The 25534-nt window shown below is 65.4% G+C and carries 24 protein-coding genes; 12 read left to right on the top strand and 12 right to left on the bottom strand.

The genetic code is table 11. The features are described from left to right. Positions 1-199 precede the first annotated feature (199 nt). On the top strand, positions 200-1000 hold the full coding sequence (locus EN738_RS09460; RefSeq protein WP_127283442.1) for an IclR family transcriptional regulator: 801 nt from the start codon (positions 200-202) through the stop codon (positions 998-1000). Between the two features lie 30 nt (positions 1001-1030). On the opposite strand, the gene EN738_RS09455 is transcribed toward EN738_RS09460, so the two are convergent. Beyond that, complete coding sequence (locus tag EN738_RS09455; RefSeq protein WP_126057933.1) at positions 1031-1234, bottom strand: YdcH family protein; 204 nt, start codon at positions 1232-1234, stop codon at positions 1031-1033. Positions 1235-1476: 242 nt separating this feature from the next. Here EN738_RS09455 and EN738_RS09450 point away from each other — a divergent pair, with 242 nt between their 5' ends. From EN738_RS09450 to EN738_RS09440, 3 genes are all read left to right on the top strand, one after another. Next, positions 1477-1656 (top strand): YdcH family protein, encoded by a 180-nt coding sequence (locus EN738_RS09450; RefSeq protein WP_006203778.1) that lies wholly within the window; start codon positions 1477-1479, stop codon positions 1654-1656. A gap of 332 nt (positions 1657-1988) precedes the next feature. After that, positions 1989-3239, top strand: coding sequence for a flavodoxin-dependent (E)-4-hydroxy-3-methylbut-2-enyl-diphosphate synthase (ispG, locus tag EN738_RS09445; RefSeq protein WP_127283441.1), 1251 nt, complete (start codon positions 1989-1991; stop codon positions 3237-3239). Positions 3240-3244: 5 nt separating this feature from the next. Beyond that, complete coding sequence (locus EN738_RS09440) at positions 3245-4099, top strand: lytic transglycosylase domain-containing protein (RefSeq protein WP_127283440.1); 855 nt, start codon at positions 3245-3247, stop codon at positions 4097-4099. A 239-nt stretch (positions 4100-4338) separates the two neighbouring features. Here the strand turns inward: EN738_RS09440 and EN738_RS09430 are convergent, their stop codons facing one another. Further along, positions 4339-6675, bottom strand: coding sequence for a response regulator (locus EN738_RS09430; RefSeq protein ID WP_127283439.1), 2337 nt, complete (start codon positions 6673-6675; stop codon positions 4339-4341). Positions 6676-6783: 108 nt separating this feature from the next. Between EN738_RS09430 and EN738_RS09425 the strand changes: the two genes are divergently transcribed. After that, on the top strand, positions 6784-7311 hold the full coding sequence (locus EN738_RS09425; RefSeq protein ID WP_127283438.1) for a hypothetical protein: 528 nt from the start codon (positions 6784-6786) through the stop codon (positions 7309-7311). A gap of 6 nt (positions 7312-7317) precedes the next feature. Here the strand turns inward: EN738_RS09425 and EN738_RS09420 are convergent, their stop codons facing one another. Further along, the gene (locus EN738_RS09420; RefSeq protein WP_127283437.1) at positions 7318-8334 is read right to left on the bottom strand and encodes a zinc-dependent alcohol dehydrogenase family protein; all 1017 of its coding nucleotides are present in this window, start codon (positions 8332-8334) and stop codon (positions 7318-7320) included. 25 nt (positions 8335-8359) lie between these two features. Continuing rightward, positions 8360-8755, bottom strand: a complete 396-nt coding sequence (locus EN738_RS09415; RefSeq protein WP_127283436.1) for a cupin domain-containing protein — start codon at positions 8753-8755, stop codon at positions 8360-8362. A gap of 200 nt (positions 8756-8955) precedes the next feature. On the opposite strand from EN738_RS09415, the gene EN738_RS09410 reads away from it, so the two are divergent. From EN738_RS09410 to EN738_RS09400, 3 genes are all read left to right on the top strand, one after another. Then, on the top strand, positions 8956-9849 hold the full coding sequence (locus EN738_RS09410; protein ID WP_127283435.1) for a LysR family transcriptional regulator: 894 nt from the start codon (positions 8956-8958) through the stop codon (positions 9847-9849). Between the two features lie 409 nt (positions 9850-10258). After that, on the top strand, positions 10259-13882 hold the full coding sequence (locus EN738_RS09405) for a chemotaxis protein CheB (RefSeq protein WP_127283434.1): 3624 nt from the start codon (positions 10259-10261) through the stop codon (positions 13880-13882). Continuing rightward, the gene (locus EN738_RS09400; protein ID WP_127283433.1) at positions 13842-14228 is read left to right on the top strand and encodes a response regulator; all 387 of its coding nucleotides are present in this window, start codon (positions 13842-13844) and stop codon (positions 14226-14228) included. The genes EN738_RS09405 and EN738_RS09400 overlap by 41 nt, the downstream gene beginning before the upstream one ends. A 42-nt stretch (positions 14229-14270) precedes the next feature. Here EN738_RS09400 and EN738_RS09395 read toward each other — a convergent pair whose 3' ends face one another. From EN738_RS09395 to EN738_RS09380, 4 genes are read right to left on the bottom strand one after another with little or no spacing between them, the layout of a single operon-like run. Next, a complete protein-coding gene (locus EN738_RS09395; RefSeq protein ID WP_127283432.1) occupies positions 14271-14612 on the bottom strand; it encodes a hypothetical protein in 342 nt (113 codons plus the stop codon). Beyond that, positions 14609-15490 (bottom strand): NAD(P)-dependent oxidoreductase, encoded by an 882-nt coding sequence (locus tag EN738_RS09390; protein WP_127283431.1) that lies wholly within the window; start codon positions 15488-15490, stop codon positions 14609-14611. The genes EN738_RS09395 and EN738_RS09390 overlap by 4 nt, the downstream gene beginning before the upstream one ends. Continuing rightward, on the bottom strand, positions 15487-15978 hold the full coding sequence (locus EN738_RS09385; protein WP_245494460.1) for a gluconokinase: 492 nt from the start codon (positions 15976-15978) through the stop codon (positions 15487-15489). The genes EN738_RS09390 and EN738_RS09385 overlap by 4 nt, the downstream gene beginning before the upstream one ends. Positions 15979-15991: 13 nt before the next feature. Then, entirely contained in the window at positions 15992-16747 is a 756-nt protein-coding gene (locus EN738_RS09380) for an SDR family oxidoreductase (protein ID WP_127283429.1), read from the bottom strand. A gap of 77 nt (positions 16748-16824) precedes the next feature. Between EN738_RS09380 and EN738_RS09375 the strand changes: the two genes are divergently transcribed. The 3 genes from EN738_RS09375 (at position 16825) to EN738_RS09365 (ending at position 19942) form a co-directional block, all read left to right on the top strand. Beyond that, positions 16825-17772, top strand: a complete 948-nt coding sequence (locus EN738_RS09375; protein WP_127283428.1) for a 2-hydroxyacid dehydrogenase — start codon at positions 16825-16827, stop codon at positions 17770-17772. Between the two features lie 67 nt (positions 17773-17839). Then, complete coding sequence (locus EN738_RS09370; protein WP_127283427.1) at positions 17840-18874, top strand: L-idonate 5-dehydrogenase; 1035 nt, start codon at positions 17840-17842, stop codon at positions 18872-18874. Positions 18875-18922: 48 nt separating this feature from the next. Beyond that, positions 18923-19942, top strand: coding sequence for a LacI family DNA-binding transcriptional regulator (locus tag EN738_RS09365; RefSeq protein ID WP_189340658.1), 1020 nt, complete (start codon positions 18923-18925; stop codon positions 19940-19942). 68 nt (positions 19943-20010) lie between these two features. Here the strand turns inward: EN738_RS09365 and EN738_RS09360 are convergent, their stop codons facing one another. The 3 genes from EN738_RS09360 to EN738_RS09350 all read right to left on the bottom strand — a co-directional run bounded on the left by EN738_RS09360 (position 20011) and on the right by EN738_RS09350 (position 23815). After that, a complete protein-coding gene (locus EN738_RS09360) occupies positions 20011-21108 on the bottom strand; it encodes a substrate-binding domain-containing protein (RefSeq protein ID WP_127283426.1) in 1098 nt (365 codons plus the stop codon). A gap of 13 nt (positions 21109-21121) precedes the next feature. Next, positions 21122-22198 carry an ABC transporter permease gene (locus EN738_RS09355; RefSeq protein ID WP_127283425.1) on the bottom strand — a complete coding sequence of 359 codons (1077 nt, stop codon included), beginning with the start codon at positions 22196-22198 and terminating at the stop codon, positions 21122-21124. A gap of 123 nt (positions 22199-22321) precedes the next feature. Next, entirely contained in the window at positions 22322-23815 is a 1494-nt protein-coding gene (locus tag EN738_RS09350) for a sugar ABC transporter ATP-binding protein (RefSeq protein WP_127283424.1), read from the bottom strand. A 131-nt stretch (positions 23816-23946) separates the two neighbouring features. On the opposite strand from EN738_RS09350, the gene EN738_RS09345 reads away from it, so the two are divergent. Then, entirely contained in the window at positions 23947-24870 is a 924-nt protein-coding gene (locus EN738_RS09345) for an SMP-30/gluconolactonase/LRE family protein (RefSeq protein WP_127283423.1), read from the top strand. Positions 24871-24929: 59 nt separating this feature from the next. On the opposite strand, the gene EN738_RS09340 is transcribed toward EN738_RS09345, so the two are convergent. Continuing rightward, on the bottom strand, positions 24930-25148 hold the full coding sequence (locus EN738_RS09340) for a 4-oxalocrotonate tautomerase family protein (RefSeq protein WP_127283422.1): 219 nt from the start codon (positions 25146-25148) through the stop codon (positions 24930-24932). Positions 25149-25534 lie beyond the last annotated feature (386 nt).

The raw sequence follows: 25534 nt of genomic DNA, 5'->3' as shown, positions 1-25534 counted from the left end.
CCCCGCCGGCCTTTGCCAGCCCCGCCATTCCCAGTTTCAGAAAATCACGTCTTTTGGATGTGTCGTTCACGGCGACCTCCTTTCGTGTTGTGTTCCCCAGTGGACGAGCGATACACGCGTCGGTGATCGACAAGGCGATTGTCTCTTACAAGAGACGCGTGTATCCTGTACAAGACAATACTAACATCAGGAATCGACAATGCAAGATGGCGAAACACTCGCGGAGTGGCAGACCGGAACGGACGAGGAGAAGCCCGCGAACTCACGCGAGAAGGGCCTCAACCGGGTGCTGCACATTCTGGACTTCCTGCACGCCACCCAGCGCGCGATCGGCATAGGCGAGCTGGCCAAGGGGGTGAACGCGCCGCGATCGACGACCTACACGCTGGTGCGCGAGCTGGTCGACGCCGGGCTGCTGGAGCTGACCGGCGACGGCAACCGGGTCTATTTCGGCAAGAAGCTCTACCTCTATGGAATGGCCTATATGCGCGGCAACGACATGCTGCGGCGCGGGCGGCAGGAGGTCGACACGCTTTCGCACGAGACGGGCGAGACATCCGAATTGTGCATGCTGCAGAGCGGCCGCTACACGATCATCCATTCCAGTCCCGGCACGAGGCCGTTCCGCATCAGCTCGGCCACCGGCCTGCAGATACCGCTCCCCTGGACCGCTTCCGGCAGGCTGCTGCTTGCGGGCTTCGACCGGGACCGGATCGAAGCCATGGTATCCGAGGCCGACCTCATCCTGCCGGATGGCCGCAAGCTCAAGCTCGACGATTTCATCGACGACATCGGCAAGGCGCGGGCCACCGGCTATTGCGTGACCTCCGGGCTCGTCGACGCCTACACCAAGTGCCTGGCAGCGCCGGTATTTTCGGCGCCGGGCAAGGTCGAGGCAACGATGTGCCTTGTCGTTCCGATAGACACATCCGAGGAGCGGACAGCCGAACTCATCGCTCTGCTGCGCGAGCGCGCGGCACGGCTGTCGATCGCGGCGTGAGCCGATCGGGCCGGGACGCCCGGCCGCGCGTCAGGCGATGATGTCGGGGATGATGCGGTCTTCCAGCGCCATCAGCCGGTCCTTGAGGAAGAGTTTCTTCTTCTTCATGCGCTGAATCTGCAGGGGGTCGCAGCCGGTGGCGATCATCGCATTGATGGCGGCGTCGAAATCGGCGTGTTCCTGCTTCAGGCGGGAAAATTCGAGCCGGATCTCGGCCTGTTCCTGTTCGGACATTCTCTACCGTCTGCACGTCTGCGGCGCCCAAGAGATGGGCCTGATTGGGCGGGGCCGGTGGGATTTTGCAACCGGCGGGCCGCTCATATCACATTTCACATTGTCGTGGAATGCTACCACGCGGCATTCGACATCGAGATCGGTTGGTGGCAGAGTGTCATCGTGCTGTCACAGATGCGGACTGGCGGTGGGCGCATTTTGGCGGCTGCAATCGAGGAAAATCATGAAAGGGAGAACCAATCATGTCTCTTGCATCCCATCTTGATGAGTTGCAGCGGAAACACGGTGACATCGAGCGCGAGATCACCGATGCGATGAACCATCCGTCGGTCGACGACCTCGAAATCGTGAATCTCAAGCGGCGCAAGCTGGCAATCAAGGACGAGATTGAAAAGCTGAAGGCGAAACCGACGACGCACTGACGCTCCTTTAACAAAGCCGCGCCGCCTTTGGTGCGATCATCTCTCCGGTGGCAGCCTGTCGCCGGAGATGTTTCCTTCTTTATCCCGATAAAGGTTCCCACGGCTTAAGGCATGCGGATCGCGTGCCTCGGGCGCCATATGTCGGACCGTTCTCGCCATTCATCTCTGGCATGCGGGTGGCCGGCAGCCGGCCGCCGCGGTGCGCAACGGTCGCATCGCCGCCCCGCCAATTTGCGGCTTCCGCTCGGCCGTTGCCATTGACAAGCCATCTTTGCTCCTCCACCTCATGCCCGGACCCTTGAGCATACTGCTCTGAGCAAAAGGCAGCCGGCATGACCGGATATTTTTCCTCTCCCTTCCCGCGCCGGACATCGGTCGGCGTTTCCGTCGGCGGCGTGGTCGTCGGTGGCGGCGCGCCGGTCGTCGTGCAGTCGATGACCAACACCGACACCGCCGACATCGACCAGACCGTCGCCCAGGTCGCGGCGCTGCACCGCGCCGGCTCCGAGATCGTGCGCATCACCGTCGATCGCGATGAAAGCGCCGCCGCCGTGCCGGCCATCCGCGACCGGCTGGCGCGGCTCGGCATCAATGTGCCGCTGGTCGGCGATTTCCACTATATCGGCCACAAGCTGCTCGCCGATCATCCGGCCTGTGCCGAGGCGCTGGCCAAATACCGCATCAACCCCGGCAATGTCGGCTTCAAGGACAAGAAGGACCGGCAGTTCGCTGCGATCGTCGAGATGGCGATCAAATACGACAAGCCGGTGCGCATCGGCGTCAACTGGGGCTCGCTCGACCAGCAGCTGCTGACGCGACTGATGGACGAGAACCAGGCCCGGGGCTTTCCGCTGACCGCGCAGGAGGTGACGCGCGAGGCGATCGTGCAGTCGGCGATCCTGTCGGCCGAAATGGCCGAGGAGATCGGCCTTGGCCGCGACAAGATCATCCTGTCGGCCAAGGTCAGCGGCGTGCAGGACCTGATCGCCGTCTACGCCGAGCTTGCCACCCGCTCCAACCATGCGCTGCATCTCGGCCTGACCGAGGCCGGCATGGGCACCAAGGGCATCGTTGCCTCGTCCGCCGCCATGGGCATCCTTCTGCAGCAAGGCATCGGCGACACCATCCGCATCTCGCTGACGCCGGAGCCGAACGGCGACCGCACCCGCGAGGTGCAGGTGTCGCAGGAACTGCTGCAGACGATGGGCTTTCGCCAGTTCGTGCCGATCGTCGCGGCCTGCCCCGGCTGCGGCCGCACGACGTCCACCGTATTCCAGGAACTGGCGCAGAACATCCAGGCCGACCTGCGCAAGAACATGCCGGTGTGGCGCGAAAAGTATCCCGGCGTGGAAAACCTCAAGGTCGCGGTGATGGGCTGCATCGTCAACGGTCCGGGCGAATCCAAGCATGCCGATATCGGCATTTCGCTGCCCGGCACCGGCGAGACGCCGACGGCGCCGGTATTCGTCGACGGCAAGAAGGCGGCGACCTTGCGCGGCCCGTCGATCGCCCAGGATTTCGAGAAGATGGTCGCCGACTATATCGAGCAGCGCTACGGACGCGGCAAGGCAGCGGCAGAGTAGATCCGATGCGGCGTTTCCTCAGGGCGACGCTGATCCTGTTGTGCGGGGCAGGCTGGGTGACCATCGCTCAAGCCGATCCGCCGCCGTCGGCCAAGCAGCGACTCATCGGCAAGGTCTGCAATCTGATCGAGGCGCATGCCGTCGGCAACGGCCTGCCCAAGGACTTCTTCGCCCGGCTGATCTGGAAGGAAAGCCGCTTCGATCCCAATGCGGTGAGCCCCGTCGGCGCCGAGGGCATTGCCCAGTTCATGCCGGGCACGGCCAAGATGCGGGGACTGGCCAACCCCTTCGACATCGAGCAGGCGATCCCCGCCTCGGCGAAATACCTTGCCGAGATGAAGGTCAGCTACGGCAATCTTGGCCTTGCCGCCGCCGCCTACAATGCCGGCGAGAACCGGGTGTCGCGCTGGCTCGGCTCCGGCGGCTTCCTGCCGATGGAGACCGAGAGCTATGTCTTCGATGTCATGGGCGAGGCGGTCGACAAATTCTCGGATAGTTCCTATGCCGGCAAGATCGAGCCGCTCGATGCCAAGGCAAGCTTTGCCGCCGCCTGCCGCAAGCTGCCGGTGATCATGTCGCAGACCGTTGCCATGGCCTCGATCAACGTCAAGCCCTGGGGCGTGCAGGTGGCCAGCAATTTCCGCCGCAGCGCCGCGGTCGGCCAATGGCTGAGGGTCAGGAGCCGTTTCCCGGCGCTGCTTTCCAATCATGATCCGGTGGTAAGCCGGGTGCGTACGCCGATCGGCCGGCGCGGCATCTACGCGGTGCGGATCGGCGCCGACAGCCGGGGCGAGGCGAATGGCATCTGCCAGAAACTGCACGGCGTCGGCGGCGCCTGCCTGGTGGTGCGCAATCGGTAAGGTAGGGCAAGGATTTGGAGAGGTCGGCGGGACAGCGCCCCCCTCTGTCCTGCCGGACATCTCCCCCACGAGGGGGGAGATTAGCCGCTTCGTTGATTGCGTTCGTCCCTCAACGCTGAAGATTGGCGAAAGCCGTGATGACAGCTAATCTCTCCACCCGTGGGGGAGATGGCCGGCAGGCCAGAGGGGGGCGCGAAGGAACTCGGCGGTAGGTTGTTGGTCGCAATCAGGTCCTAGCCTCACGCCGTCTTCACCGCCACCGTCTCGCTGAGCCAGGTGCCGATCTTGCTGCCGAGGCGGTCGGGCGAGATCGGCTTCGGCAGATAGTCGTCCATGCCGGCCTCGATGCACTTTTCGCGGTCGCCCTTCAGCGCGTGCGCGGTGACGCCGATGATCGGCGTGTGGTTGCCGCTCTGCCGTTCGATCTGGCGGATGGCGCCGGTCGCCTCGTAGCCGTTCATCTCGGGCATGGAGACATCCATCAGGATCAGCCTCGGCCGCAGCGCCTTGTACATCTCGACGGCCGTGCGGCCATTGCCGGCGATGCGGTAGCTTAGGCCGAGACCGTTGAGGATCTGGCCGAAGACCAGCTGGTTCACGTCATTGTCCTCGGCGATCAGGATGTCGATCGGGCCGTTCGCGGCGGTAGCCGGTTCCGGTGCGGCGGGCGCCGGCATGGCCGGACCGCGGATGACGGTGAAGGCGGGTGCGGGCGCTGCCTGCGGGGCGACCGCCTCGCGGACGAAGCGTGCCTTGCCGACCTGCGAGCGCGCCTTCTGGATGACCGAGATGACGGTGCCGAGCAGGACGGCCGAGCGCGCCGGCTTGGTCAGATGCGCGGCGATTCCGAAATCGATGACCATCTTGCCGAAATCGACCTGGTCGACCGAGGTCAGGATGACCACCGGGATTGCGGACATGCGGCTGTCGGCGGCAATCGCCTTGGCGACGTCGGCGCCGTTCATGCCCGGCATCTGATAGTCGAGGATGATGCAGTCTACGGCGGCGCCGAGCTGGCTGGCGCGATCGAGGAAGGCAAGGCCGACGGCGCCGCTTTCGGCGGCGGCGCAGTCGAAGCTCCAGCTTCGCAACTGCTCCAGCAGAATCTCGCGGTTGACCGGGTTGTCGTCGATGACCAGCACGCGGGCGCCGGTGACGTCGACCGGCACGATCTCGTCGCGCGAGTCCTGGCTGTGCGCCGGCAGCGGCACGGCGAACCAGAACACCGAGCCGCGGCCGATCTCGCTCTCGACGCCGATCTTGCCGCCCATCAGGTCGACAAGGCGGGCGGCGATCGCCAGGCCGAGGCCGGTGCCCTCATGACGGCGCGTCGAGGAGCCGTCGACCTGCGCGAACTTCTCGAACACGTTCTGCAGCTTCTCGGCCGGAATGCCGATGCCAGTGTCCTCGACGCGCACCTTGAGCTGGACGACGCCGTCCGTCACCTCGCCGCCGACATCGACCAGCACGTGGCCCTTCTCGGTGAACTTCACCGCGTTGCCGACCAGGTTGGTGACGATCTGGCGGAAGCGCCCGGCATCGCCGACGACGAAGGACGGCAGGCGCGGATCGACACGGACGATGAGCTCGATGTTCTTCTCGGCGACCCGCGCCGACACCAGCGTGGCCACATCCTCGACCGCTTCCGCCAGGCGGAAGGGCGCCGGGTCGAGCATCATCTGCCCGGCATTGATCTTGGAGAAGTCGAGGATGTCGTTGATGATGGTGAGCAGCGCGTTGCCGGACTTGACGATGACGTCGGTGAAGGTCTTCTGGCGCGTCGTCAGTTCGGTCTTGGCCAGAAGCTCGGCCATGCCGAGCACGCCGTTCATCGGCGTGCGGATCTCGTGGCTCATATTGGCCAGGAATTCCGACTTGGCGCGGTCGGCCGCCTCGGCCTTGAACAGCGAGGCGGCGGTCTCGGCGAAGGCGCGGCGGATCGCCTTTTCCATCGGCCTGAAGACCCAGAAGGCGACGATGGCGAGCACGGCGAACAACAGCCCGCTCGCCCACAGAAGCAGCCTGTCGCTGGCGGCGTCGGCCAGATGGCGCTCATTGTCCATAGCGGTGCGGACGCGAACCAGCATCGGCTGGGCAAACAGGTCGTTCTGGTTGCGGATCTCGCGGTAGCTCCATTCATCGACCTTCTGCGCCACCGACATCAGATTGAAGTTGCGCACCATGTCGCGTGCCGACCAGAACAGGTCGCCGTTGACGGACGTGGAATCGAGGTCGTTGAGGGTGCTCTTCGACAGGCGCGGTCTGATGGCGGCTAGCTGGGCGGTCAAGGCCTCGATCTCGCCGGAGAGCCGCTCGGAATGGCCGCGCGCCGACGCCACCAGCCCATCGCGCGTCTCGGCGCGCCAGGCGGTGCCGGTGGTCTCGGCGAAATTGGTGGCGTTGCGCAGATCGCGGCCGAAAATGACCAGATTGCTGCTCAGCGCGTCCACGTTGTGACGGAAAGAATTGACCCGGTTGAGCGCGAACATGACCGCGGTGGAGGCCAGCGCGAAAATCAGCAATCCCGAGAGATAACGGACCCGGATCGACCGGATGAAGGAAGAATATTCCGGCATGCGCAACCCCAACACATACGCATAATTTTAATTGTCGGGATTACGCTTGATTTACATTAAGATTTCGTTCGCGCGGCAGTCGCCGCGCAGTTTGCTGAGGACGTCAAAATGCGGGCATTGCGCTTTTCGGCGATCGGCTTCGCTTCTGTGCTGCTGTCGACCTTCGCCTGGTGGGTCGCCGCCCCAAGTGGCGCGGCGGCAGCCACGACCACGAACCTCCGAGAATTGTGCCGCCAGGTGAAGAACGACGACACGATCCGCCCCTATTCGCACGACCTTTACGACGGCACGGCCAAAGCGTTCAAAAAGCTGTTTCCGGACGCCAAAGCCGCGCCGCAGGAGTCCGAATTGCAGGCACAGGCCAGCTATCGCTGCATGAACGGCAAAGTGCTGGTCTGCTTCGTCGGCGCCAACCTGCCTTGCGCCAGGATGAACGCCTCGCGCGACAATCCCGGCGCGGATGAATTCTGCAAGGCCAACCCGAATGACGACGTCGTGCCGGCCTTCGCGACCGGCCACGACGCCGTCTATTCGTACAAATGCCGGAACGGCAAGGCGGAGGTCACCGGCAATCCGTGGCAGCTCGACAAGCGCGGTTTTGCCGCCAAGCTGTGGACCGTGCTTCCCGGCAACTGAAGCCGGCTAAACGGAAAGCATCACCTTGATCGCGCGGCGCTCGTCCATGGCGCGGTAGCCTTCGGCGACTTCCGCCAGCGGCAGCAGCAGGTCGAAGACCTTGCCGGGCTTGATCCTGCCCTTGAGCACGCGGTCCATCAGGTCGGGCAGGAAGCGGCGGACCGGCGCCGGGCCGCCGAGCATGCGCTTCTGGCCGAAGAACAGGCGCTGTCCGTCCAGGGAAACGTCATGCGGCACGCCGACATAGCCGATGGTGCCGCCGGGTCGCGAGACGGCCAACGCCTGGTCGAAGGATTCGGCCGTGCCGACGCATTCCAGCACCGAGTCGGCGCCGACGCCCCTGGTAAGGTCCTTGATGCGCGCCACGCCGTCCTCGCCGCGCTCGGCCACGATGTCGGTTGCGCCGAACTCGCGGGCGAGTCTCTGGCGGCTTGCGTGGCGGCTCATGGCGATGATGCGCTCCGCGCCCATCTCCCTCGCGGCAAGAACGCCCATCAGGCCGACGGCGCCGTCACCGACCACGACCACGGTCGATCCTTGCCGCACCTCGGCCGCGTCGGCCGCATACCAGCCGGTGCCGAGCACGTCCGAGACGGCCAAGAGGTCAGGCACCAGTTCGGCCGGTGGAACCTCCGCGGTAGCCACCAGCGTGCCGTCGGCCAGCGCCACGCGGGCGTAAGGCGCTTGCGCGCCCGACATGAACTCGCGCTGCACGCAGGAAGACTGGAAGCCGAAGCGGCAATGCGGGCAGGTGTTGTCTGAGAGGCAGAACGAGCCGACGACGAACTGGCCGGGGCGAACGTTACGCACCTCTGCGCCGACCTCGACGACGATGCCGCAATATTCGTGGCCCATGTGCATCGGGCCGTCCGCCGGTTGCAGCCCGCGATAGGGCCACAGATCCGAACCGCAGATGCAACTCGCCGACAGCTTGATAATGGCGTCCGTCGGGTGAAGGATTTTCGGATCGGCGACTTCCTCGCAGCGGATGTCGCCGGGCTTGTGGAGAACGGTTGCGAGCATTTTTCTTCCTTTCGTTCGATCGGGATCAGGCGCCGTAATCGGCGTCGCTGACATGTTCCAGCCAGTCCACGGCCTTGCCGTCCCTGGGCTCCTGGACCGCGATGTGGACCATCGCGGTGTTGGGCGAAGCGCCGTGCCAATGTCTTTCGCCGGGCGCGAACCAGACGACATCGCCTGGCCGGATCTCCTCGACCGGGCCACCCTCGCGCTGCACGCGGCCGCGGCCGGAGACGACGACCAGCGTCTGTCCCAGAGGATGCGTGTGCCATGCGGTGCGGGCGCCTGGCTCGAAGGTCACCTGCGCGCCCTGCACCCGCTCGGCGTCGAAGGGGTTGAAGAGCGGATCGATGCGGACCGTGCCGGTGAACCAGTCCGAGGGTCCGTTGCCGGAGGGTCTCGTGCCGGCGCGAATAATGTCCATGGGGATCTCTCGTCTGATGCGTTCAATGTGGGCCGCAGGGCGGTTGCGGGATCTTCGACCCAGTCGGCCGAGCCCGACCGGCGCCGGAGAGCCTCCTGCGCCGACTTGCGGGGAACATATTGCGGTCGACCTCGTTCGAATAGGCGATATAATCCGCATGGACTTATCGAGATCTGATATAAATCTGGTACAAGGCAGCGATGCAGCGCGACGGCATGAAGGATCTGCTCTGGTTCGTGGCGGTCGCGCGCGAGCGCAGCTTCACCAGGGCGGCGGCAAAGCTCGGAACCTCGCAGTCGACGCTCAGCCACACGATCAAGGAGCTGGAAGCGCGCCTGGGTGTTCGGCTGCTGACGCGCACGACGCGAAGCGTCGCGCCGACCGATGCGGGCGAGCGGCTCTACCAGTCGCTCGTGCCGCGTTTCGAAGAGATCGAAGCTGACCTCGCAAGCCTGGTGGCCTTTCGCGACAAGCCGTCGGGAACGGTCCGCATCACGCTCTCCGACCATGCGCTGCAGTCGACCGTCTGGCCAAAGCTCGAGCCGATGCTGCGCGACTATCCCGACCTCAATGTCGAGCTCTACAGCGACAACGGCATGCGCAACATCGTCGAGGAGCGCTTCGATGCCGGCGTGCGGCTCGGCGAGAGCATCGACAAGGACATGATCGCGGTGCGGATCGGCCCGGACTGGCGGCTGGTGGCCGTCGCCTCGCCAGACTATTTCGCTCGCCGCCCGGTGCCCAGGACGCCGCAGGATCTGGTCGCGCACGACTGCATCAACCTGCGGCTGACGACGTTCGGGGGCCTCTATACGTGGGAATTCGCCAAGGACGGCCGCGACCTCAGGGTCCGGGTGGAGGGCCAACTCACCTTCAACTCGACCATCCCGATGGTCGACGCCGCGATCAGCGGCTCAGGCATCGCCTATGTGCCGGAAAGCCTTGTCAGCCGCCACATCGCCGAGGGACGGCTGACGCTGGTGCTCGGCGACTGGAGCCCGCCCTTCGCCGGCTATCATCTCTACTATCCGAGTCGGCGGCAGCTCTCGCCGGCATTGGCGGTGATCGTCGAGGCGCTGCGGCACCGGAGCTGAGGGGCAGGAGCGCTTGTTGGCCAAATCAGCCGCTGCCCGCCGTCGATGGTCTCGCCGGTCATGAACTCGCGCGGTCGGCCCTTTCGGGTCATTGCCGCTCAGATCCGCGAGCGCACTTCGCCAGGGGACAGGCCGGCGAGGGTCTCCGCCGGTCAGCCGTCGCGGGTCGCCATCAATGCGGGGGCGATCCGCCAAGGTGCGGCGTTTCGGGACTGGCTGTTAGCGAGATAGCGCCGTAGCGGGAGCGGGGCCGCGGCGATCGGCAGGATATCCGGCCGGAATTGTCGCATATGTCTCGGGCCGCGCTTTTGTTTGCGATTGCACCGCATCCGTGCAAGATTCACACCATGCCGGGAACGCAGACGGTCCCCGCTGGGTGATCCCCGGCCATGCATTTTTGACGGGCGACATGGCCAAAGAACCAAGCAAGAAGCCAGGCAGTTCGGGAAGCGGCACGCGGGCAAACCGAACGCACGCCGCCGAGGAAGACGGCATTGAACGCCGCCCGAACGACGCGATTCCCGTCGTCGGGATCGGCGCCTCGGCAGGCGGCATCGAGGCGCTGGGCAGCTTCTTCGATGCCATGTCGGCCGACAGTGGTTGCGCCTTCGTCGTGGTGCTGCATCTCGACCCAAAGCGCGAAAGCGAGATGGCCCGGATTTTGAGCGGCCGCACCAGGATGCCGGTGGTGCAGGTCGAGGACGGCATGGCGATCGCCCCCGACCATGTCTATGTGATCGCCCCCGATACCGACCTCAAACCGGTGAAGGGCGGTTTGAAGGTATCGAAGCCGTCGCAGCCTCGTGGCCAGCGGCATCCGGTCGATGTCTTGTTTGCCTCGATCGCTACCGAGCAGCGCGAGCGTTCGGTGGCGATCGTGCTTTCCGGCACTGGCAGCAATGGCACGGAAGGGTTGAAGGAGATCCGGGCCGAAGGCGGCATGAGCCTGGTCCAGGCGCCGGAGACGGCCAAGTTCGACGGCATGCCACGCAGCGCGATCGCCGCCGGCCTTGCCGACCACGTGCTGGCCCCTGAAAGGATGCCGGCGACGCTGCTCGCCTATGTCCATCATGGCTATGTCTCCGCCCCGGCGGAGGTCGAGCCGGTCGTCCCGAGGGGCGAAGCAACGATCGAGGACGTTCTGGAGATCCTGCGCGCCCGCGACGGACACGATTTCAGCAGCTACAAGCGCAACACGCTCAGGCGGCGCGTCCATCGTCGCATGGGACTGCGGAACATCGAGAAACTTGCCGATTACCTCGACGACCTGCGAACCAGTTCGGAAGAGGTGACCATGGTGGTCGCCGATCTGATGATCAGCGTCACCGGCTTCTTCCGCGACGCCGAGTCATGGAAGGCGCTGGGCGAGCTCGTGATCGCACCTCTCGTGGCTGAGCGGGCGAGTGGCGAGTCGGTGCGTGTCTGGGTGCCCGCCTGCGCTACGGGCGAGGAAGCCTATTCGGTAGCCATGCTGATTGCCGAGCATGCGGAAGCCGCCGGCAAGCGCTTCGACCTGAAGGTGTTCGCCACGGACGCCCAGGAAGGCAATTTGCGCAAGGCGCGCGACGGCATCTACCCGACGGCGGCGCTGGCGGGTTTTCCGCCAGAGCGGGTCCGCCGCTTCTTCGAAAGGCTTGACGGGTCCTTTCAGGTCAGCAAGGACCTTCGCGACATGGTGGTGTTCGCCGCGCAGAACCTGCTGCGCGATCCGCCGTTCTCGCGATTGGACATCATTTCGTGCCGCAATTTCCTGATTTACCTGGAACCGGAGGCGCAGCAACGCGTCCTCGGCCAGTTTCATTTCGCCTTGCGTCCCGACGGGCATCTGTTTCTCGGCAATGCCGAGACAATCGGGCGGCATGACGATCTGTTCGAAACAGTTTCGAAGAAATGGCGGATATACCGCCGGCTCGGGCCTACCCGGCACGACCTCATCGACTATCGGCTGCCGCGCGGAGCGATCGAAACCGCCGCAGGGGCCGCCGCGCCGCCGTCCATGCCAGCGGAAAACGCCTCCGCACCTGTCGTCGACATAGCGCGCCGCGCTTTGCTGGAACGTTATGCTCCGGCCTCGGTGCTGATCGACCAGAAGGGGCGTGTCGTCTACTTCCACGGAACGACGCGCGACTATCTGGAACAGCCATCCGGGGAGCCGACCAGGGACATTCTGGCCATGGCGCGGGACGGTCTGGCGATCAACCTTCGCAGCGCGATACGCGACGCCTTGAAGAGCGACAAGAGCGTCACCGTCCAGGGCCGCCTGCACAGGAGCGGGTCGACGGATGTCGCCATGACAGTGGTGCCGCTGGCTGCTCAACCGCATGGCGGCAGATTCGCCCTGGTGAGCTTCGAGCCGGCTGCGCCAGCTGGCGAATCCAGGCAGCCGCCCGTTCGCGAAGATGCCAGCGAAACATCCTCCGGCGAGCGCGCGCTCCAGGAGGAGCTGGTTTCGATGCGCGCCGAGTTGCGCAACACCATCGAACATCTGGAGACCGCCAACGAGGAATTGAAGGCCTCGAACGAGGAAGCGACCTCGATGAACGAGGAGCTTCAGTCCACCAACGAAGAACTCGAAACCTCGAAGGAGGAGCTGCAGTCCTTCAACGAGGAACTGAACACCGTCAACAGCCAGCTCCAGCACAAGATCGCGGAGCTGGAGCGCAGTTCGAACGACCTCAACAATCTGCTGGCGGGTTCGGAAACGGCGACGTTGTTCCTCGACAACAAGCTGGCGATCAACTGGTTCGCGCCGGCGACAAAGGAACTTTTCGATCTGGTGACATCGGACGTCGGCAGGCCGATCGCCCACTTCGCCCGGAAATTCTCCGACGACAAGCTTTTGTCGGACGCCGAGACGGTGCTGCGGAAGCTCACCACCATCGAGGCCGAGGTGCCGAGCGATGCGGGGCGCTGGTATCTGCGGCGCATGCTTCCCTACCGGACGCGCGACAATCACATCGCCGGCGTCGTGATCACCTTCAACGACATCACCGAACGCAGGGCAGCCGCCGAGGCGGTCAACGAGGCGAGGATCTATGCCGAGGCGATCGTCGGCACGGTGCGGCAGCCCTTGCTGGTCCTGGACGCCGAACTTCACGTCCAGTCGGCCAATGCGGCCTTCTATGAACTGTTCAGGGTTGCGGCGAAGGACACCCTAGGCAGCCTGCTGTACGGTCTCGGCAATGGACAATGGGACATCCCCGCGCTGCGAACGCTTCTCGACGAGGTGCTGTCGAAAAACCGGGAGGTGACCGACTACGAGGTCGAGCATGAATTTCGCGATATCGGGCGGCGCTCCATGCTGCTCAATGCCCGCAAACTGTCCCAGGCAGCCGGACGCGAGGAGCTTATCCTGCTCGCCATCGAGGACATCACCGAGCGCAGGCAGTCGGAAAGGCATCGCAAAACGCTCATGTCCGAACTCAACCACCGCGTCAAAAATACGCTGGCGGTGGTCCAGTCCATCGCTTCCCAGACCCTCGTCCACGCTTCGACGCTGGACGAAGCGCGGGAAGCGTTCGGCGCGCGGGCAAACGCGCAGAACATCTTGACGCGCGAAAACTGGCAGAGCGCGGATCTCGGCGACATCGTCTCCGATACGGTCAAGCCGCATGCGGGCGGAGAAAACCGCTTCCGGATCGAAGGTCCTCCCGTCCGGCTGGCGCCAGGCGCGGCGCTTGCAGTCTCCATGGCACTGCACGAACTCACCACTAACGCCGCCAAGTACGGCGCATTGTCGTCCGAGGAAGGCGATGTCGTGATCGTGTGGCAGGTAGAAGGCGAGAATGCCGATCGCCGGCTCGTCCTGCATTGGCAAGAGAGCGGCGGCCCTCCGGTTGCCAAACCGAAGAACAAGGGCTTCGGTTCGCGCCTAATAGAACGCGCCCTGGCGTCGGAACTCGGCGGCGAAGTGCGCGTTGACTACGCGTCGACTGGAATTGTGTGTACAATGATTGCCCCGCTACCCGCCGGGCAGATGCTTGGAGCACAGGGTGACCGGGCAGGCGAAACGGGTTCTGATTCTCGAGGATGAATTCCTCGTCGCCATGCTTTTGGAAGATCTTCTGCTCGAAATGGGACACCAGGTGGTAGGATCGCTTGCCCAGGTGGGCGAGGCCATGACGTTCGCCGACCAGGCGGATATCGACCTGGCCATCCTCGACATAAACCTCGCCGGCACAAAGTCGTTTCCCGTGGCTGAAATCCTGCGTCGGCGCGGCATCCCGTTCGTGTTCGCCACCGGCTACGGCTCCGACGGACTGACGGGCGATTTCGAAAACGAACTCACGCTCCAGAAGCCATACGACCCTGACGAGTTGAGGCGGACGATCGAGCAAGCGTCAGCGCGGGCCGGACTTCGGCAACACATCGAACCCTAGGGCCGTTCACCGTTTCACGGAAACGGCCGGCCCAGTTGCCGGTCAATCGCCCGCCAGGGGAAACTCATTGGCGATCGTGACATGGTGGTGGATGCGGCCCTCGAAATATCGCGACAGCACCGCCTCGGTCGCGGCGCGCGATTCGGCGCGGGCGGGGCTGGCGAGGGCCGCGTCGACCGCCGCCAGGTCGCGGTAGTTGATCGCCAGGATCATCGGGAATTCCGGCGCGCCGTCGTCGCGCTTCTCGGCGAAGGAGACGCGGACATCGAGCGCGCCCGGGAAGGCTTTCCATTTGGGCAGGACGGTCTCAATCACGTCCCTGCGGAACGCTTCCGTCTGGCCGTCCTTCACCTTGCCTTCGAACAGTGCGTAGCGCGTGATCATTTGCCGTCCTCTTTGCGTTGGAAGAATTCCATCAGTGCGGCCTGGTCCTCGCCGCCCAGTCCGGCGGCCGTCAGCAGCCGGTGCACCTCGGCGCAGAGCGCCGTCAGCGGCATCGCCGTATGCGTGCGCCGCGCCAGGTCCTGGGCGGCGTTGAGGTCCTTGACCATGTTGTCGATGCGGCCGGTGCGGCGGTAGTCGCGGGTGGCGAAGCGCGGCAGGTATTCCTGCAGGATGGCGCTGTCGGCGCGGCCGCCCTTGAGCGCCTGCGGGATCTTGAGTGCGTCGACGCCGGCGTCGAGCGCCAGCCGGGTCGCCTCCGCCACGGCCATGAAATTCAGCGCGCACAGCACCTGGTTGATCAGCTTGGTCGTCTGGCCGGCGCCGGCCGGGCCCATATGCGTGTAATTGGCCGCGACGTCGCGCAGCACGGTGTGGGCATCCGCGACATCCTTCTCCTCGCCGCCCGCCATCAGCGTCAACGCGCCGATCAGCGCCTTCGGCGCACCGCCGGAGAGTGGGCTGTCGACCCAGCGCAGACCCTTGTCGCTCGCGTCGGCCGCCAGCTGGCGCGTCGCGTCAGGATCGATTGACGACATGTCGATGATCAGCGTGCCGGGCTTCGCGCCGGCGGCCACACCGGCATCGCCGAACACGGCGCGGCGCACGATCGCCGCCGAATTGAGGCTGAGGATGACGTAGTCGGCCGCGCCGGCAGCCTCGGCCGCGCTCGCCATCGCGGTCGCGCCCTTGGCGACCAGCACTTCCACCTTGGCCTTGTCGAGGTCGAAGACGGCGAGGCGATTGCCGGTGGCGAGCAGGCGCTCGCCGATCGCTCCACCCATGGCGCCGGCGCCAATCAGTGCGACTTTGTTGGTCATGTCGGTCCTCCCGCCAGCCTGTCAGCTATGTCGGCGACGATCTCATCGAGCTCCGCGTCGATTGTCACCGCGATCGCATTCTCGTCCTTGCCCGGCACCTCCAGCGTCGCGAACTGGCTGTCGAGCAGGCTGGTGGGCATGAAGTGGCCGGTACGCTCATGCATGCGCTTCGAGATCAGCGCGCGCGACCCGTCGAGATAGATGAACAGCACCGGCGCGCCCGCCTGCTCGGTGATGAAATCGCGATAGGCGCGTTTCAGCGCCGAGCAGCCGACAATGACCGGCGCGGGCCGTTGCCGCAGCGTTTCGCCGATCTTGGCCAGCCAGGGCCACCTGTCGGCATCGTCGAGCGGGATGCCGGCGCTCATCTTGGCGATGTTGGCCTGCGGGTGCAGCTTGTCGCCATCCACGTATGTAGCCGAGATCGCATCGGCGAGCGCCTCGCCGACCGTCGTCTTGCCGGAACCGGTGACGCCCATGACCACCATGCGCGGTGGGGGATCAGATCGAAGCCGTGATGCCGCCATCGACATAGAGAATGTGTCCGTTGACAAAGGATGACGCCTCGGAGGCCAGGAAGACGCAGGCGCCGACCAGTTCCTCGACCTTGCCCCAGCGGCCGGCCGGCGTGCGTTTTTCGAGCCAGGCGCTGAATGCCGGGTCGGCGACGAGGGCTGCATTGAGCGGCGTGTCGAAATAGCCGGGCGCAATGGCATTGCATTGCAACCCGTGCTTCGCCCAGTCGGTCGCCATGCCCTTGGTCAAATTGCCGACCGCGCCCTTGGTCGCGGTGTAAGGCGCGATGCCGGGGCGGGCGAGCGCGGTCTGCACGCTGGCGATGTTGATGATCTTGCCGCGGCCGCGCCCGATCATGTGCCGCGCCACGGCCTGGCCGACATGGAAGACGCTGGCGACATTGGTCTGCAGCAGGCGCTCGAAGGCGTCGGCGGGAAAGTCCTCGAGCGGCGTGCGGAACTGCATGCCGGCATTGTTGACCAGGATGTCGATCGACCCGCCGGCAAGCTCGAAAGCGTCGATGGCGGCACGGACCGCATCATGGTCGGTGGCGTCGAAGGCGAGCGTCGCGGCGCCCGGAATGTCCGCTGCCGCGGCACGCAGCTTAGCTTCGTCGCGGCCATTGAGGACCACTTTGGCGCCGGCTTCGGCGAGGCCCTTGGCCAAGGCAAAGCCGATGCCTTGCGAGGAGCCGGTTACGAGCGCGGTGCGCCCGCTGAGATCGAACAGTTTGGACGACATTTTCCCGATTGCCTCTCGTCGCTGAGCGTCTTATGTTATCGATAACATCATCTGTCAAGTCAAGTGGAGCGAATACGATGCAGCGGCCTCACATCCTTCAGGTTGGACCCTATCCCGCATGGGACGAGGAGCCGCTCAACGAAGCCTTCACGGTGCACCGCTATTTCGCGGCCGACGACAAGCCGGCCTTTCTCGCCGAGGTCGGACCGCTCGTGCGCGGCATTGCCACGCGCGGCGAGCTTGGCGCCAACCGCGCCATGATCGACGCCTGCCCGTCGCTCGAACTCGTTTCCGTCTATGGCGTCGGTTTCGACGCGGTCGATCTCGTGGCCTGCCGGGAACGCGGCGTGCGCGTCACCAACACGCCGGACGTGCTGACCAACGACGTCGCCGATCTCGGCATCGCCATGATGCTGTGCCTGTCGCGCGGCATGATCGGCGCGGAGCGCTGGGTGCGCGACGGCAGCTGGGCGGCGAAGGGGCTCTATCCGCTCAAGCGCCGGGTCTGGGGACGGCGGGCCGGCGTGCTCGGCCTCGGCCGCATCGGCTATGAGGTGGCCAAGCGCCTTGCCGGCTTCGGCATGGACATCGCCTACAGCGACGTCGCGCCGAAGGACTTTGCCGCCGATTGGGAGTTCCTCGCCGATCCCGTCGCGCTGGCCAGGCGTTCGGACTTCCTGTTCGTGACGCTTGCCGCTTCCGCCGCGACGCGCCACATCGTCGACAGCGAGGTGATCGCGGCGCTCGGCGAGGAAGGCATGCTGATCAACATCTCGCGCGCCTCCAACATCGACGAGGACGCGCTTCTCGACGCGCTCGAGAGCAAGGTGCTGGGTTCGGCCGCGCTCGACGTCTTCGAAGGCGAGCCGAAGCTCAATCCGCGCTTCCTGGCGCTCGACAACGTGCTTTTGCAGCCGCACCATGCCTCGGGCACGGTCGAAACGCGCAAGGCGATGGGCAGACTGGTGCGCGACAACCTCGCCGCTCATTTCGCCGGCCAGCCACTCATCTCGCCGGTGCTTTAGCTTACGCAATCCCGGACGGAAAACCGTCATCCACTTTTCCTGGTATTGCTCGAGGAGTTCGCCCACCATGAAGTCGATCGTCATCCACGCCGCCAAGGACCTGCGCATCGAGGACCGTCCCGTCGAGGAGCCGGGACCGGGCCAGGTGCTGTTGCGTCTTGCCGCCGGCGGTATCTGCGGCAGCGACCTCCACTACTACAATCATGGCGGCTTCGGAACGGTGCGCCTGAAGGAGCCGATGATCCTCGGCCATGAGGTCTCCGGCGTGATCGAGAAGCTCGGTCCGGGCGTCAGCGGGCTCGAGCCTGGCCAACTGGTCGCGGTCTCGCCGTCGCGGCCCTGCTACGGCTGCCGCTACTGCCGCGAGGGGATGCACAACCAGTGCCTCAACATGCGATTCTACGGCAGCGCCATGCCGTTCCCGCACATCCAGGGCGCGTTCCGTGAAATGCTGGTGGCCGACGCGCCGCAATGCGTGCCGGCCGATGGCTTGAGCGCCGGCGAAGCGGCGATGGCCGAACCTCTGGCGGTCTGCCTCCACGCCACGCGCCGGGCCGGCGAGATGCTGGGCAAGCGCGTGCTGGTGACCGGCTGCGGGCCGATCGGCCTGTTGTCGATCCTCAGTGCCCGGCGCGCGGGCGCGGCCGAGATCGTCGCCGTCGACCTCGCCGATTTCACCCTGTCGATGGCGCTGCGCGCCGGCGCCGACAAAGCGATCAACACGCGGACAGATCCGGAGGGGCTGGCGCCCTATCTCGCCGACAAGGGGACGTTCGACATCCTCTACGAATGCTCGGGCGCGGCGGCGGCGCTGGCGCAAGGCATCGCGGCGACGCGTCCGCGCGGCACGATCGTGCAGCTCGGCCTCGGCGGCGCCGAGATGGCGCTGCCGATGTCGACGGTCACCGCCAAGGAACTGTCGATCAACGGCTCGTTCCGCTTCCATCCGGAATTCGCCGTCGGCGTCGGGCTGATGCGCAAGGGGCTGATCGACGTCAAGCCGCTGATCACCCACACGGTGGCGTTCGACGAGGCGCTTTCCGGCTTCGAGCTTGCCAACGACCGAAGCCGGGCGATGAAGGTCCAGATCGCCTTTGCATAAGCGTCGGCGGCGCGTTGCATTCCGTTGTGATATCGATAACGTACGACCATGCAGTCCTCGCCCAAACGCCCGACCATGGCCGATGTCGCGCATCGCGCCAACGTCTCGACGATGACCGTCTCGCGCGCCTTCAAGCGCGACGCCTCGGTCAGCGCCGACACGCGAGACCGCATCCTGCAGGCGGCTGAAGAGCTCGGCTATGTCTTCGACAGCATCGCCGCCAACCTTTCCTCGCGGCGCTCCGGTTTCGTCGCGGTGACGATCCCATCGATCAACAATGCCAACTTCGCCGACACGGTGCGCGGCATGACCGAGGGCCTGCGCGACAGCGGGCTGGAAATCCTGCTCGGCTTCACCGACTACAATGTCGAGGAGGAAGAGCGCCTGGTCGGGCAGTTGCTGCAGCGGCGGCCGGAAGCGATCATCGTCACCGGCGGCAGGCACACGCCGCGCTGCCGCAAGATGCTGGCCAATGCCGGCGTGCCGGTGGTGGAGACGTGGGATCTGCCGAGCGACCCGATCGGCCACGTCGTCGGCTTCTCCAACGCCGAGGCCGGGCGGCTGATGGTCGATCATCTCGTCGCGCGCGGTTATTCGCGGCTCGGCTTCATCGGCGGCGACACCTCGCGCGATACGCGCGGCCTCGACCGCCGGCGCGGCTTCGTGGCGGCGCTGCAGGACCGCGGCCTCGACGCCTCGCGCGTCATCGCCTCCGGCGTGCCGCCGATCTCGATGCGCGAGGGCGCTGCCGCAATGGTCGAGATGATCTCGCGCTGGCCGGACACCCAGGCGGTGATGTGCGTGTCGGACCTTTCCGCCTTCGGCGCGCTTATGGAATGCCTGCGGCGCGGCATCCGCGTTCCCGACGACGTCGCAATCGCCGGCTTCGGTGCCTATGACCTTGCCGAGCAGTCGGTGCCGTCGATCACCACGATCGACGTCGGCGCGCATGAGATCGGCATCCGCGTCGCCGAACTGGTGCTTGACCTGCTCAATGGGCGGCGGGAACCCGACGACCGGGTCGTGGTCGGCATGACGCCCAAGGTGATCGCACGCCACACGGCCTGATTGGAAAGATCAACGGCCGGCGGGATCCCGCCGGCCGTTGGCTTTTCCGACAGAGATGCTGCCGAAGCTTATTTGCCCCAGATCTTCTTGTATTCGTCGCGGTAGCCGTTGCCGGGGTCGAAGCGGTTGTCCGGACCGCCGTCGAACTCGACATTGTCCGAGGTCACCACATGCAGCGGCGAGATGTAGCCCGACCATTTCTCGCCGGCCATGGCGCGGTTGAGCTCGTCCACCAGCTGCCAGCCCTGCAGGTTCAGCGGCTCGGCCACCGTCACCTTCTGGAACTGGCTGGAGCGGATGCGCTGATAGGCCGATTCCGAGCCATCGCCGGCCGCGACGTTGATCGGCGCGTCGGTGCCCGACTTGCCTGCGGCCGCCAGCGACGGACCCATGAAGTCGAAATAGAGATCGTTGATGGCCAGCGAATGGGTCCAGGCGTCGCCGTATTTCTGCAGCAGCGAGGTGGTGAGCTGCGGCATGCGCTGCGAGGTCTCGGCGATCGGCGTGTCGACATATTCGAGCACCTTGCCGCCGAGATCCTCGATCTCCTTCTTCATCCGGTCGGCCTTGGCGATGGCGATCTGGTAGGTGGAATCGGTGAAGATGATGACGCCGGGCTTGCCCTTGGCGTCGACGAAGGCCCAGTCGGCGGCCGCCTTCGACACTTCCATCGGGTCGGTCGAGACGTTGGCGACGATGCCGAGATCGTCGATCGGACCGACCGTCGGGCCCGCATGCCATGCCGCCATCGGGATCTTGGCCGCCTTGGCCTGCTCCATCGCCGGCTTCTGCTCGACGGCGTCGAAACCGTTGATGATGATGCCGTCGGGATTGAGCGCCAGCGCCTGGCCGAAGGCGGCGGTGCGGCCGCCGATCGAGCCGGCGCCGTCAAGCGTCTTGACCGTCCAGCCGAGTGCTGCCGCAGCCTCTTCGACACCCTTGGTGACGCCGAGAATGCCGCCATTCTTCATGTCGCCGCCGAGCACGACGATTGTCTTGCCCCCGGCACCCTTCGGCCCGGTCGTCGGCCCGTCCCATTTCTCGACCTTGCCGGCGTATTTGTCGACGACCGCCTTGGCGTCGGCCATCGGATCGGCGAGCGCGGTCGAGGCGATGCCGAGCGCCAGGCAGGCGACGCCAAGCTGAAGGACTGTTCTGCGATGCATATTGTTTCTCCCATTAAGCATTGTTGGTTGTCTTTGTTGGTTGGCTGGTGGCTGGTTGATTGGCGGCGGGCGGCACGACCGCGCCGCGGCGCCGCTGCGCGTAGCCGGCAATGCCGATCGCGACGAGCAGGGTGACGCCGTTGAACAGCGGCTCGACCCAGAACGAGCCGCCGAACTGCTGGATGCCGGAAATGCCGACAGCGAGGATGACGACGCCGATGATGGTGCCCCAGACATTGACGCGGCCGGGTTTGATGGTGGTCGATCCGAGGAAGGCGCCGACCAGCGCCGGCAGCAGATATTCCAGGCCGACGCTGGCCTGGCCGATCCGGAGCTTCGAGGCGAGCAGCACCCCGCCCAGCGCGGTCAGCGCACCGGAGGCGACGAAGGCGCCCATGACGAATTTCTGCACCGGGATGCCGTTGAGCGCGGCGGCCTTCGGATTGGCGCCGATGGCGTAGAGGTAGCGGCCGATCGGCAGGTATTCGAGCACCAGCCACATCGCCAGCGCCAGGACGACCACGTAGTAGCCGGTGATCGGCAAGCCGAACAGCATCGTGCCGTTGAGGGAGAGGAAGCCCTCGGGCAGCACGCCGACGACCTGGCGGCCGCCGGTGTACCACATGGCCAAAGCGTACAGCACGGTGCCGGTGCCGAGCGTGGCGATGAAGGAATCGATGCGCGCCACCTCGACCAGCCAGCCATTGACGAAGCCGGTGAGCACGCCGAGCAGGATGACGATCAGCACCGCGATCGGCCACGGGATGCCGAAGGCCGTCTGCAGGCTGATGGCCAGGATGTGCCACAGCACAATGCCGTAGCCCACCGTCAGGTCGATGCGGCCCGAGGCCATCGGGATCATCGCCGCCAACGACAGCATCGCGATGATCGCCTTGTCGGAGATGATCGAGCGCAAATTGAGCAGCGTCGGGAACGTCCGCGGCAAGAGCAGCGAGAACAGCAGGATGAGCAGCAGCGTCAGGATCGGCAGGCCGTAGACCGGCAGGTAGCGCGAAGCCTTCTGGCCGAGGCTCAGCCCGGAAAGTTCCGACCGGGTCGGCTCAAGCGCCGTCGATTTGATCGAATTCATGAGGTCCTCCTAGAGCGTGATGCCGAAAAGTGTGAGGCGGTTTTCGGACGACATCATGCTCTATCTCTTTGATTTAGAACCGGATTCAGATTTCAGATCGATTCGACCTGAAATCATCCGGCTCTAGGCGGCTTCGGACACGGAGGCGGCGCGAATGAGCGCAGCCGTCGTCAAGGCATCGCCGGCCAGCTCGCGCACGATGCGGTTATGCGAGAAGACGAGGGCGCGATGGCAGATATGGGCGACCTCCTCGAAATCGGTGGAGACGACGATGACCGCCAGCCCTGCCTCGACGGCCGCCGCGATCAGCCGGTAGATCTCGGCCTTGGCGCCGACATCGACGCCGGCCGTCGGGTCCTCGGCGATCAGCAGCTTGCGGCCCGTCGCCAGCCAGCGGCCGACGACCACCTTCTGCTGGTTGCCGCCTGAAAGCGCCTCGATCGGCAGATGCGGATCGTTGGGCCTCAGCCCCAGCCGAGCGCCGAGTTCCTGCGTCAGCTCGCTCTCCCGCGCCGGCTTCATGAAGGAGAACAGCCCGCGACCGACCGCCGACGGATTGAGATACATGTTCTCGCGCACGGAAAGCGACAGCGCGACTGACTCCTCGGTGCGGTCGCGCGCGATGAGGCCGACGCCGGCGGCAAGGGCGGCGCCGACCGAAGACAGGTCGAGGCGTTTGCCGTCGAGCGAGACATTGCCCTCGAAACGCTCGGCGCCGAACAGCGCGCGGCCTACAGCCTCCTGTCCGGCGCCGCGCAGGCCGACCAGCCCGAGCAATTCGCCGGAGCGCGCCTCGAAGGTGACTGGGCCGACGTTGCCGCAAGTGAGGTTTTCGACCTTGAGCCGCTCCGGCCCGTCCTGCCATTGCGACTTGGCGAACATCTGGTGCGCCGGCCGGCCGACGATCAGGTCGACCAGTTCCTGCGGCGTGGTCTCGACCACCGGCTTCACCGCGACCATGCGGCCGTCGCGCATGACGGCGACGCGATCGGCGATGCGGAACACCTCGTCCAGCCGGTGCGAGACATAGATCATGCCGACGCCGCGCTCGCGCAGCGGCCGCAGCGCCTCGAACAGGCGCTCGACCTCGTCCGCCGGCAGGCTCGCCGTCGGCTCGTCGAGCACCAGCACGTCGGCCTCAGTGGCCAGCGCGCGGGCGATCGCCACCAGCGACTTTTCGGTGCGGGAAAGATCCTGGACGCGCGTCGCCGGATCGAAGGCGCAGCCGACCAGCGCCAGCGCGCGCTCGGCGCGGCGCTCGGTGTCGCGCCAGTCGATCAGGCCGGAGCGGCGCGAAAAACCTTGCGCCATGCCGACATTCTCGGCCACCGTCATCCATTCGATGAGGCCGAGGTCCTGATGGATGAAGGCGACCTTCTGCGGCTGGTTGGGCCGCGGCGGGCGGTGATGATAGTCCTCGCCGCGAAAGCGGATCGTGCCTTGGTCGCGCTTGTGAATGCCGGCGAGCGTCTTGATCAGCGTCGACTTGCCGGCGCCATTCTCGCCGAGCAGGGCGACGATCTCGCCCTCGTGGATGTCGAGCGACACCGACTTCAACGCCAGCGTGCCGCCGAAGCGCTTGGAGATGTCGATGAATTCGATGAGCTTGGGCCGCATCTATGGCCCTCCCAAGCCAAGCAAACGGACTGAATTGGCACCGATGTTATCGCTAACATTTTTGCAGGTCAAGTCTTGAAAACGGGTCGAGGCGAAGGCTATCGATAACCCGTTTTCGCGGAGGAAGAAGCATGTTCGGAGACATAGAGGGCGCCGGCTTCGAGGTCCTCGACGAGCGGTTCGAAAGCTGCTTCGTCGGCCATGTGGCGGTCGAGCGGCTGTGGACCGGCGGGCGCTGGCTGGAAGGCCCGGCATGGTTCGCGGCCGGGCGCTATCTGGTCTTCTCCGACATCCCCAACGACCGCATCATGCGCTACGACGAGACCAATGGCGTGGTTTCGGTGTTCCGGGCGCCGGCAAACAATGCCAACGGCAACACGGTCGATACAGAGGGACGGCTGGTCACCTGCGAGCATCGGGCGCGCCGCGTCACGCGCACCGAGCATGACGGATCGATCACGGTGATCGCCGACCGCTTCGACGGCAAGCGCCTGAATTCGCCCAACGACGTCGTGGTGCGCTCGGACGGTACGGTGTGGTTTTCCGATCCGCCCTACGGCATCGCGACCGACTATGAGGGCGACCGCGCCGAACAGGAGATCGAGGGCTGCCACGTCTACCGCGCCGATCCCGCGACCGGCGCGGTGGCGCGCGTCGTCTCGACGATGGCGAAGCCCAACGGTCTCGCCTTCTCGCCGGACGAGAGCGTCCTCTATGTCGGCGACACCGGCATCACGCATCAGAAGGACGGGCCGCGGCAGATCCGCAAGTTCGCCGTCGAAGGCAATTCGCTGGGGGAAATCGGCGTTTTCGCAACCTGCGCGGCCGGCCTGTTCGACGGCTTCAGGGTGGATACGGCCGGCCGTGTCTGGGCAGGCGCCGGCGACGGCGTGCATTGCTTCGACCCCGACGGCACGCTGATCGGCAAGATCCGCATCCCGGAAACGGTGGCGAACCTCACCTTCGGTGGCGCCAAGCGCAACCGCCTGTTCATCACGGCGCGGCAGTCGCTCTATTCGGTGTTCGTGGTCGCCAACGCGGCCGCAAGAGGCTGAGGTCCGACTTGCATTGCGCGAAAGGCGAGCCGCTCGACAAGCGGCCCGCCTTGTTCATGTCAGGCACCATCCTTTGCCCGATAGGCATCGGGAAGGGCGAAGACTTCATCGGCGCGGCCGTAGCCTCCATCAGGAACTTCTTCGATCAGCACCATGGTGTAGGGGCGCACATCCTCGCCGAAATAGTCGACGAACATCTGCGTGGTCTTGTGGACGAGATCTTCCTTCTGCGCTTTTGTGAGGGCGGCCTCGGGCATCTTGAAGTTGGCAAAGGGCATTTGCAGGTTCCTTTCGGTGGGTTCACGGGGCCGGTTGGAGGCCGATGACGACGGTCGCGCCGTCACCGGGCGGATCGATCCTCGTTGTCATGGAGCGCATATAGATTGCCGCGGAAGTCGGATAATCACCCCGCTGCTGGCAGCACTATTCGGAAAGAGCGAACAATCGAAGCCGACGTCGGCGCCCTATCCGCAGCTCGCTCAGCAGTGCGCGCTTTGCTGGAATGACATCCAGCATTTCGCGCTGGCAGGGTTGTGAAGATCGGACCGTGGCGAGCCGGCGGCGTCCGCCTGTACAACAGGTCAGCTGTTGCGCGTCGCCACGAATGTCGCCGCTTCCTTCAGCAAGGCGGCGCGCTCGCCATAGGGATCGAGCAGCGCATGCG

It is taken from the genome of Mesorhizobium sp. M4B.F.Ca.ET.017.02.2.1 (assembly GCF_003998955.1).
Classification (GTDB): Bacteria; Pseudomonadota; Alphaproteobacteria; order Rhizobiales; family Rhizobiaceae; genus Mesorhizobium; species Mesorhizobium abyssinicae.
Note: the sequence above shows the minus strand (reverse complement) of the source record. Positions and strands in the feature narration are given on the sequence as shown.

Excerpts from the sequence above, each read along its gene's own strand:
- EN738_RS09460 (WP_127283442.1), top strand. The coding sequence starts at position 200 with ATGCAAGATGGCGAAACACTCGCGGAGTGGCAGACCGGAACGGACGAG.
- EN738_RS09455 (WP_126057933.1), bottom strand. The coding sequence starts at position 1,234 with ATGTCCGAACAGGAACAGGCCGAGATCCGGCTCGAATTTTCCCGCCTG.
- EN738_RS09450 (WP_006203778.1), top strand. The coding sequence starts at position 1,477 with ATGTCTCTTGCATCCCATCTTGATGAGTTGCAGCGGAAACACGGTGAC.
- ispG (WP_127283441.1), top strand. The coding sequence starts at position 1,989 with ATGACCGGATATTTTTCCTCTCCCTTCCCGCGCCGGACATCGGTCGGC.
- EN738_RS09440 (WP_127283440.1), top strand. The coding sequence starts at position 3,245 with ATGCGGCGTTTCCTCAGGGCGACGCTGATCCTGTTGTGCGGGGCAGGC.
- EN738_RS09430 (WP_127283439.1), bottom strand. The coding sequence starts at position 6,675 with ATGCCGGAATATTCTTCCTTCATCCGGTCGATCCGGGTCCGTTATCTC.
- EN738_RS09425 (WP_127283438.1), top strand. The coding sequence starts at position 6,784 with ATGCGGGCATTGCGCTTTTCGGCGATCGGCTTCGCTTCTGTGCTGCTG.
- EN738_RS09420 (WP_127283437.1), bottom strand. The coding sequence starts at position 8,334 with ATGCTCGCAACCGTTCTCCACAAGCCCGGCGACATCCGCTGCGAGGAA.
- EN738_RS09415 (WP_127283436.1), bottom strand. The coding sequence starts at position 8,755 with ATGGACATTATTCGCGCCGGCACGAGACCCTCCGGCAACGGACCCTCG.
- EN738_RS09410 (WP_127283435.1), top strand. The coding sequence starts at position 8,956 with ATGCAGCGCGACGGCATGAAGGATCTGCTCTGGTTCGTGGCGGTCGCG.
- EN738_RS09405 (WP_127283434.1), top strand. The coding sequence starts at position 10,259 with ATGGCCAAAGAACCAAGCAAGAAGCCAGGCAGTTCGGGAAGCGGCACG.
- EN738_RS09395 (WP_127283432.1), bottom strand. The coding sequence starts at position 14,612 with ATGATCACGCGCTACGCACTGTTCGAAGGCAAGGTGAAGGACGGCCAG.
- EN738_RS09390 (WP_127283431.1), bottom strand. The coding sequence starts at position 15,490 with ATGACCAACAAAGTCGCACTGATTGGCGCCGGCGCCATGGGTGGAGCG.
- EN738_RS09385 (WP_245494460.1), bottom strand. The coding sequence starts at position 15,978 with ATGGTGGTCATGGGCGTCACCGGTTCCGGCAAGACGACGGTCGGCGAG.
- EN738_RS09380 (WP_127283429.1), bottom strand. The coding sequence starts at position 16,747 with ATGTCGTCCAAACTGTTCGATCTCAGCGGGCGCACCGCGCTCGTAACC.
- EN738_RS09375 (WP_127283428.1), top strand. The coding sequence starts at position 16,825 with ATGCAGCGGCCTCACATCCTTCAGGTTGGACCCTATCCCGCATGGGAC.
- EN738_RS09370 (WP_127283427.1), top strand. The coding sequence starts at position 17,840 with ATGAAGTCGATCGTCATCCACGCCGCCAAGGACCTGCGCATCGAGGAC.
- EN738_RS09365 (WP_189340658.1), top strand. The coding sequence starts at position 18,923 with ATGCAGTCCTCGCCCAAACGCCCGACCATGGCCGATGTCGCGCATCGC.
- EN738_RS09360 (WP_127283426.1), bottom strand. The coding sequence starts at position 21,108 with ATGCATCGCAGAACAGTCCTTCAGCTTGGCGTCGCCTGCCTGGCGCTC.
- EN738_RS09355 (WP_127283425.1), bottom strand. The coding sequence starts at position 22,198 with ATGAATTCGATCAAATCGACGGCGCTTGAGCCGACCCGGTCGGAACTT.
- EN738_RS09350 (WP_127283424.1), bottom strand. The coding sequence starts at position 23,815 with ATGCGGCCCAAGCTCATCGAATTCATCGACATCTCCAAGCGCTTCGGC.
- EN738_RS09345 (WP_127283423.1), top strand. The coding sequence starts at position 23,947 with ATGTTCGGAGACATAGAGGGCGCCGGCTTCGAGGTCCTCGACGAGCGG.
- EN738_RS09340 (WP_127283422.1), bottom strand. The coding sequence starts at position 25,148 with ATGCCCTTTGCCAACTTCAAGATGCCCGAGGCCGCCCTCACAAAAGCG.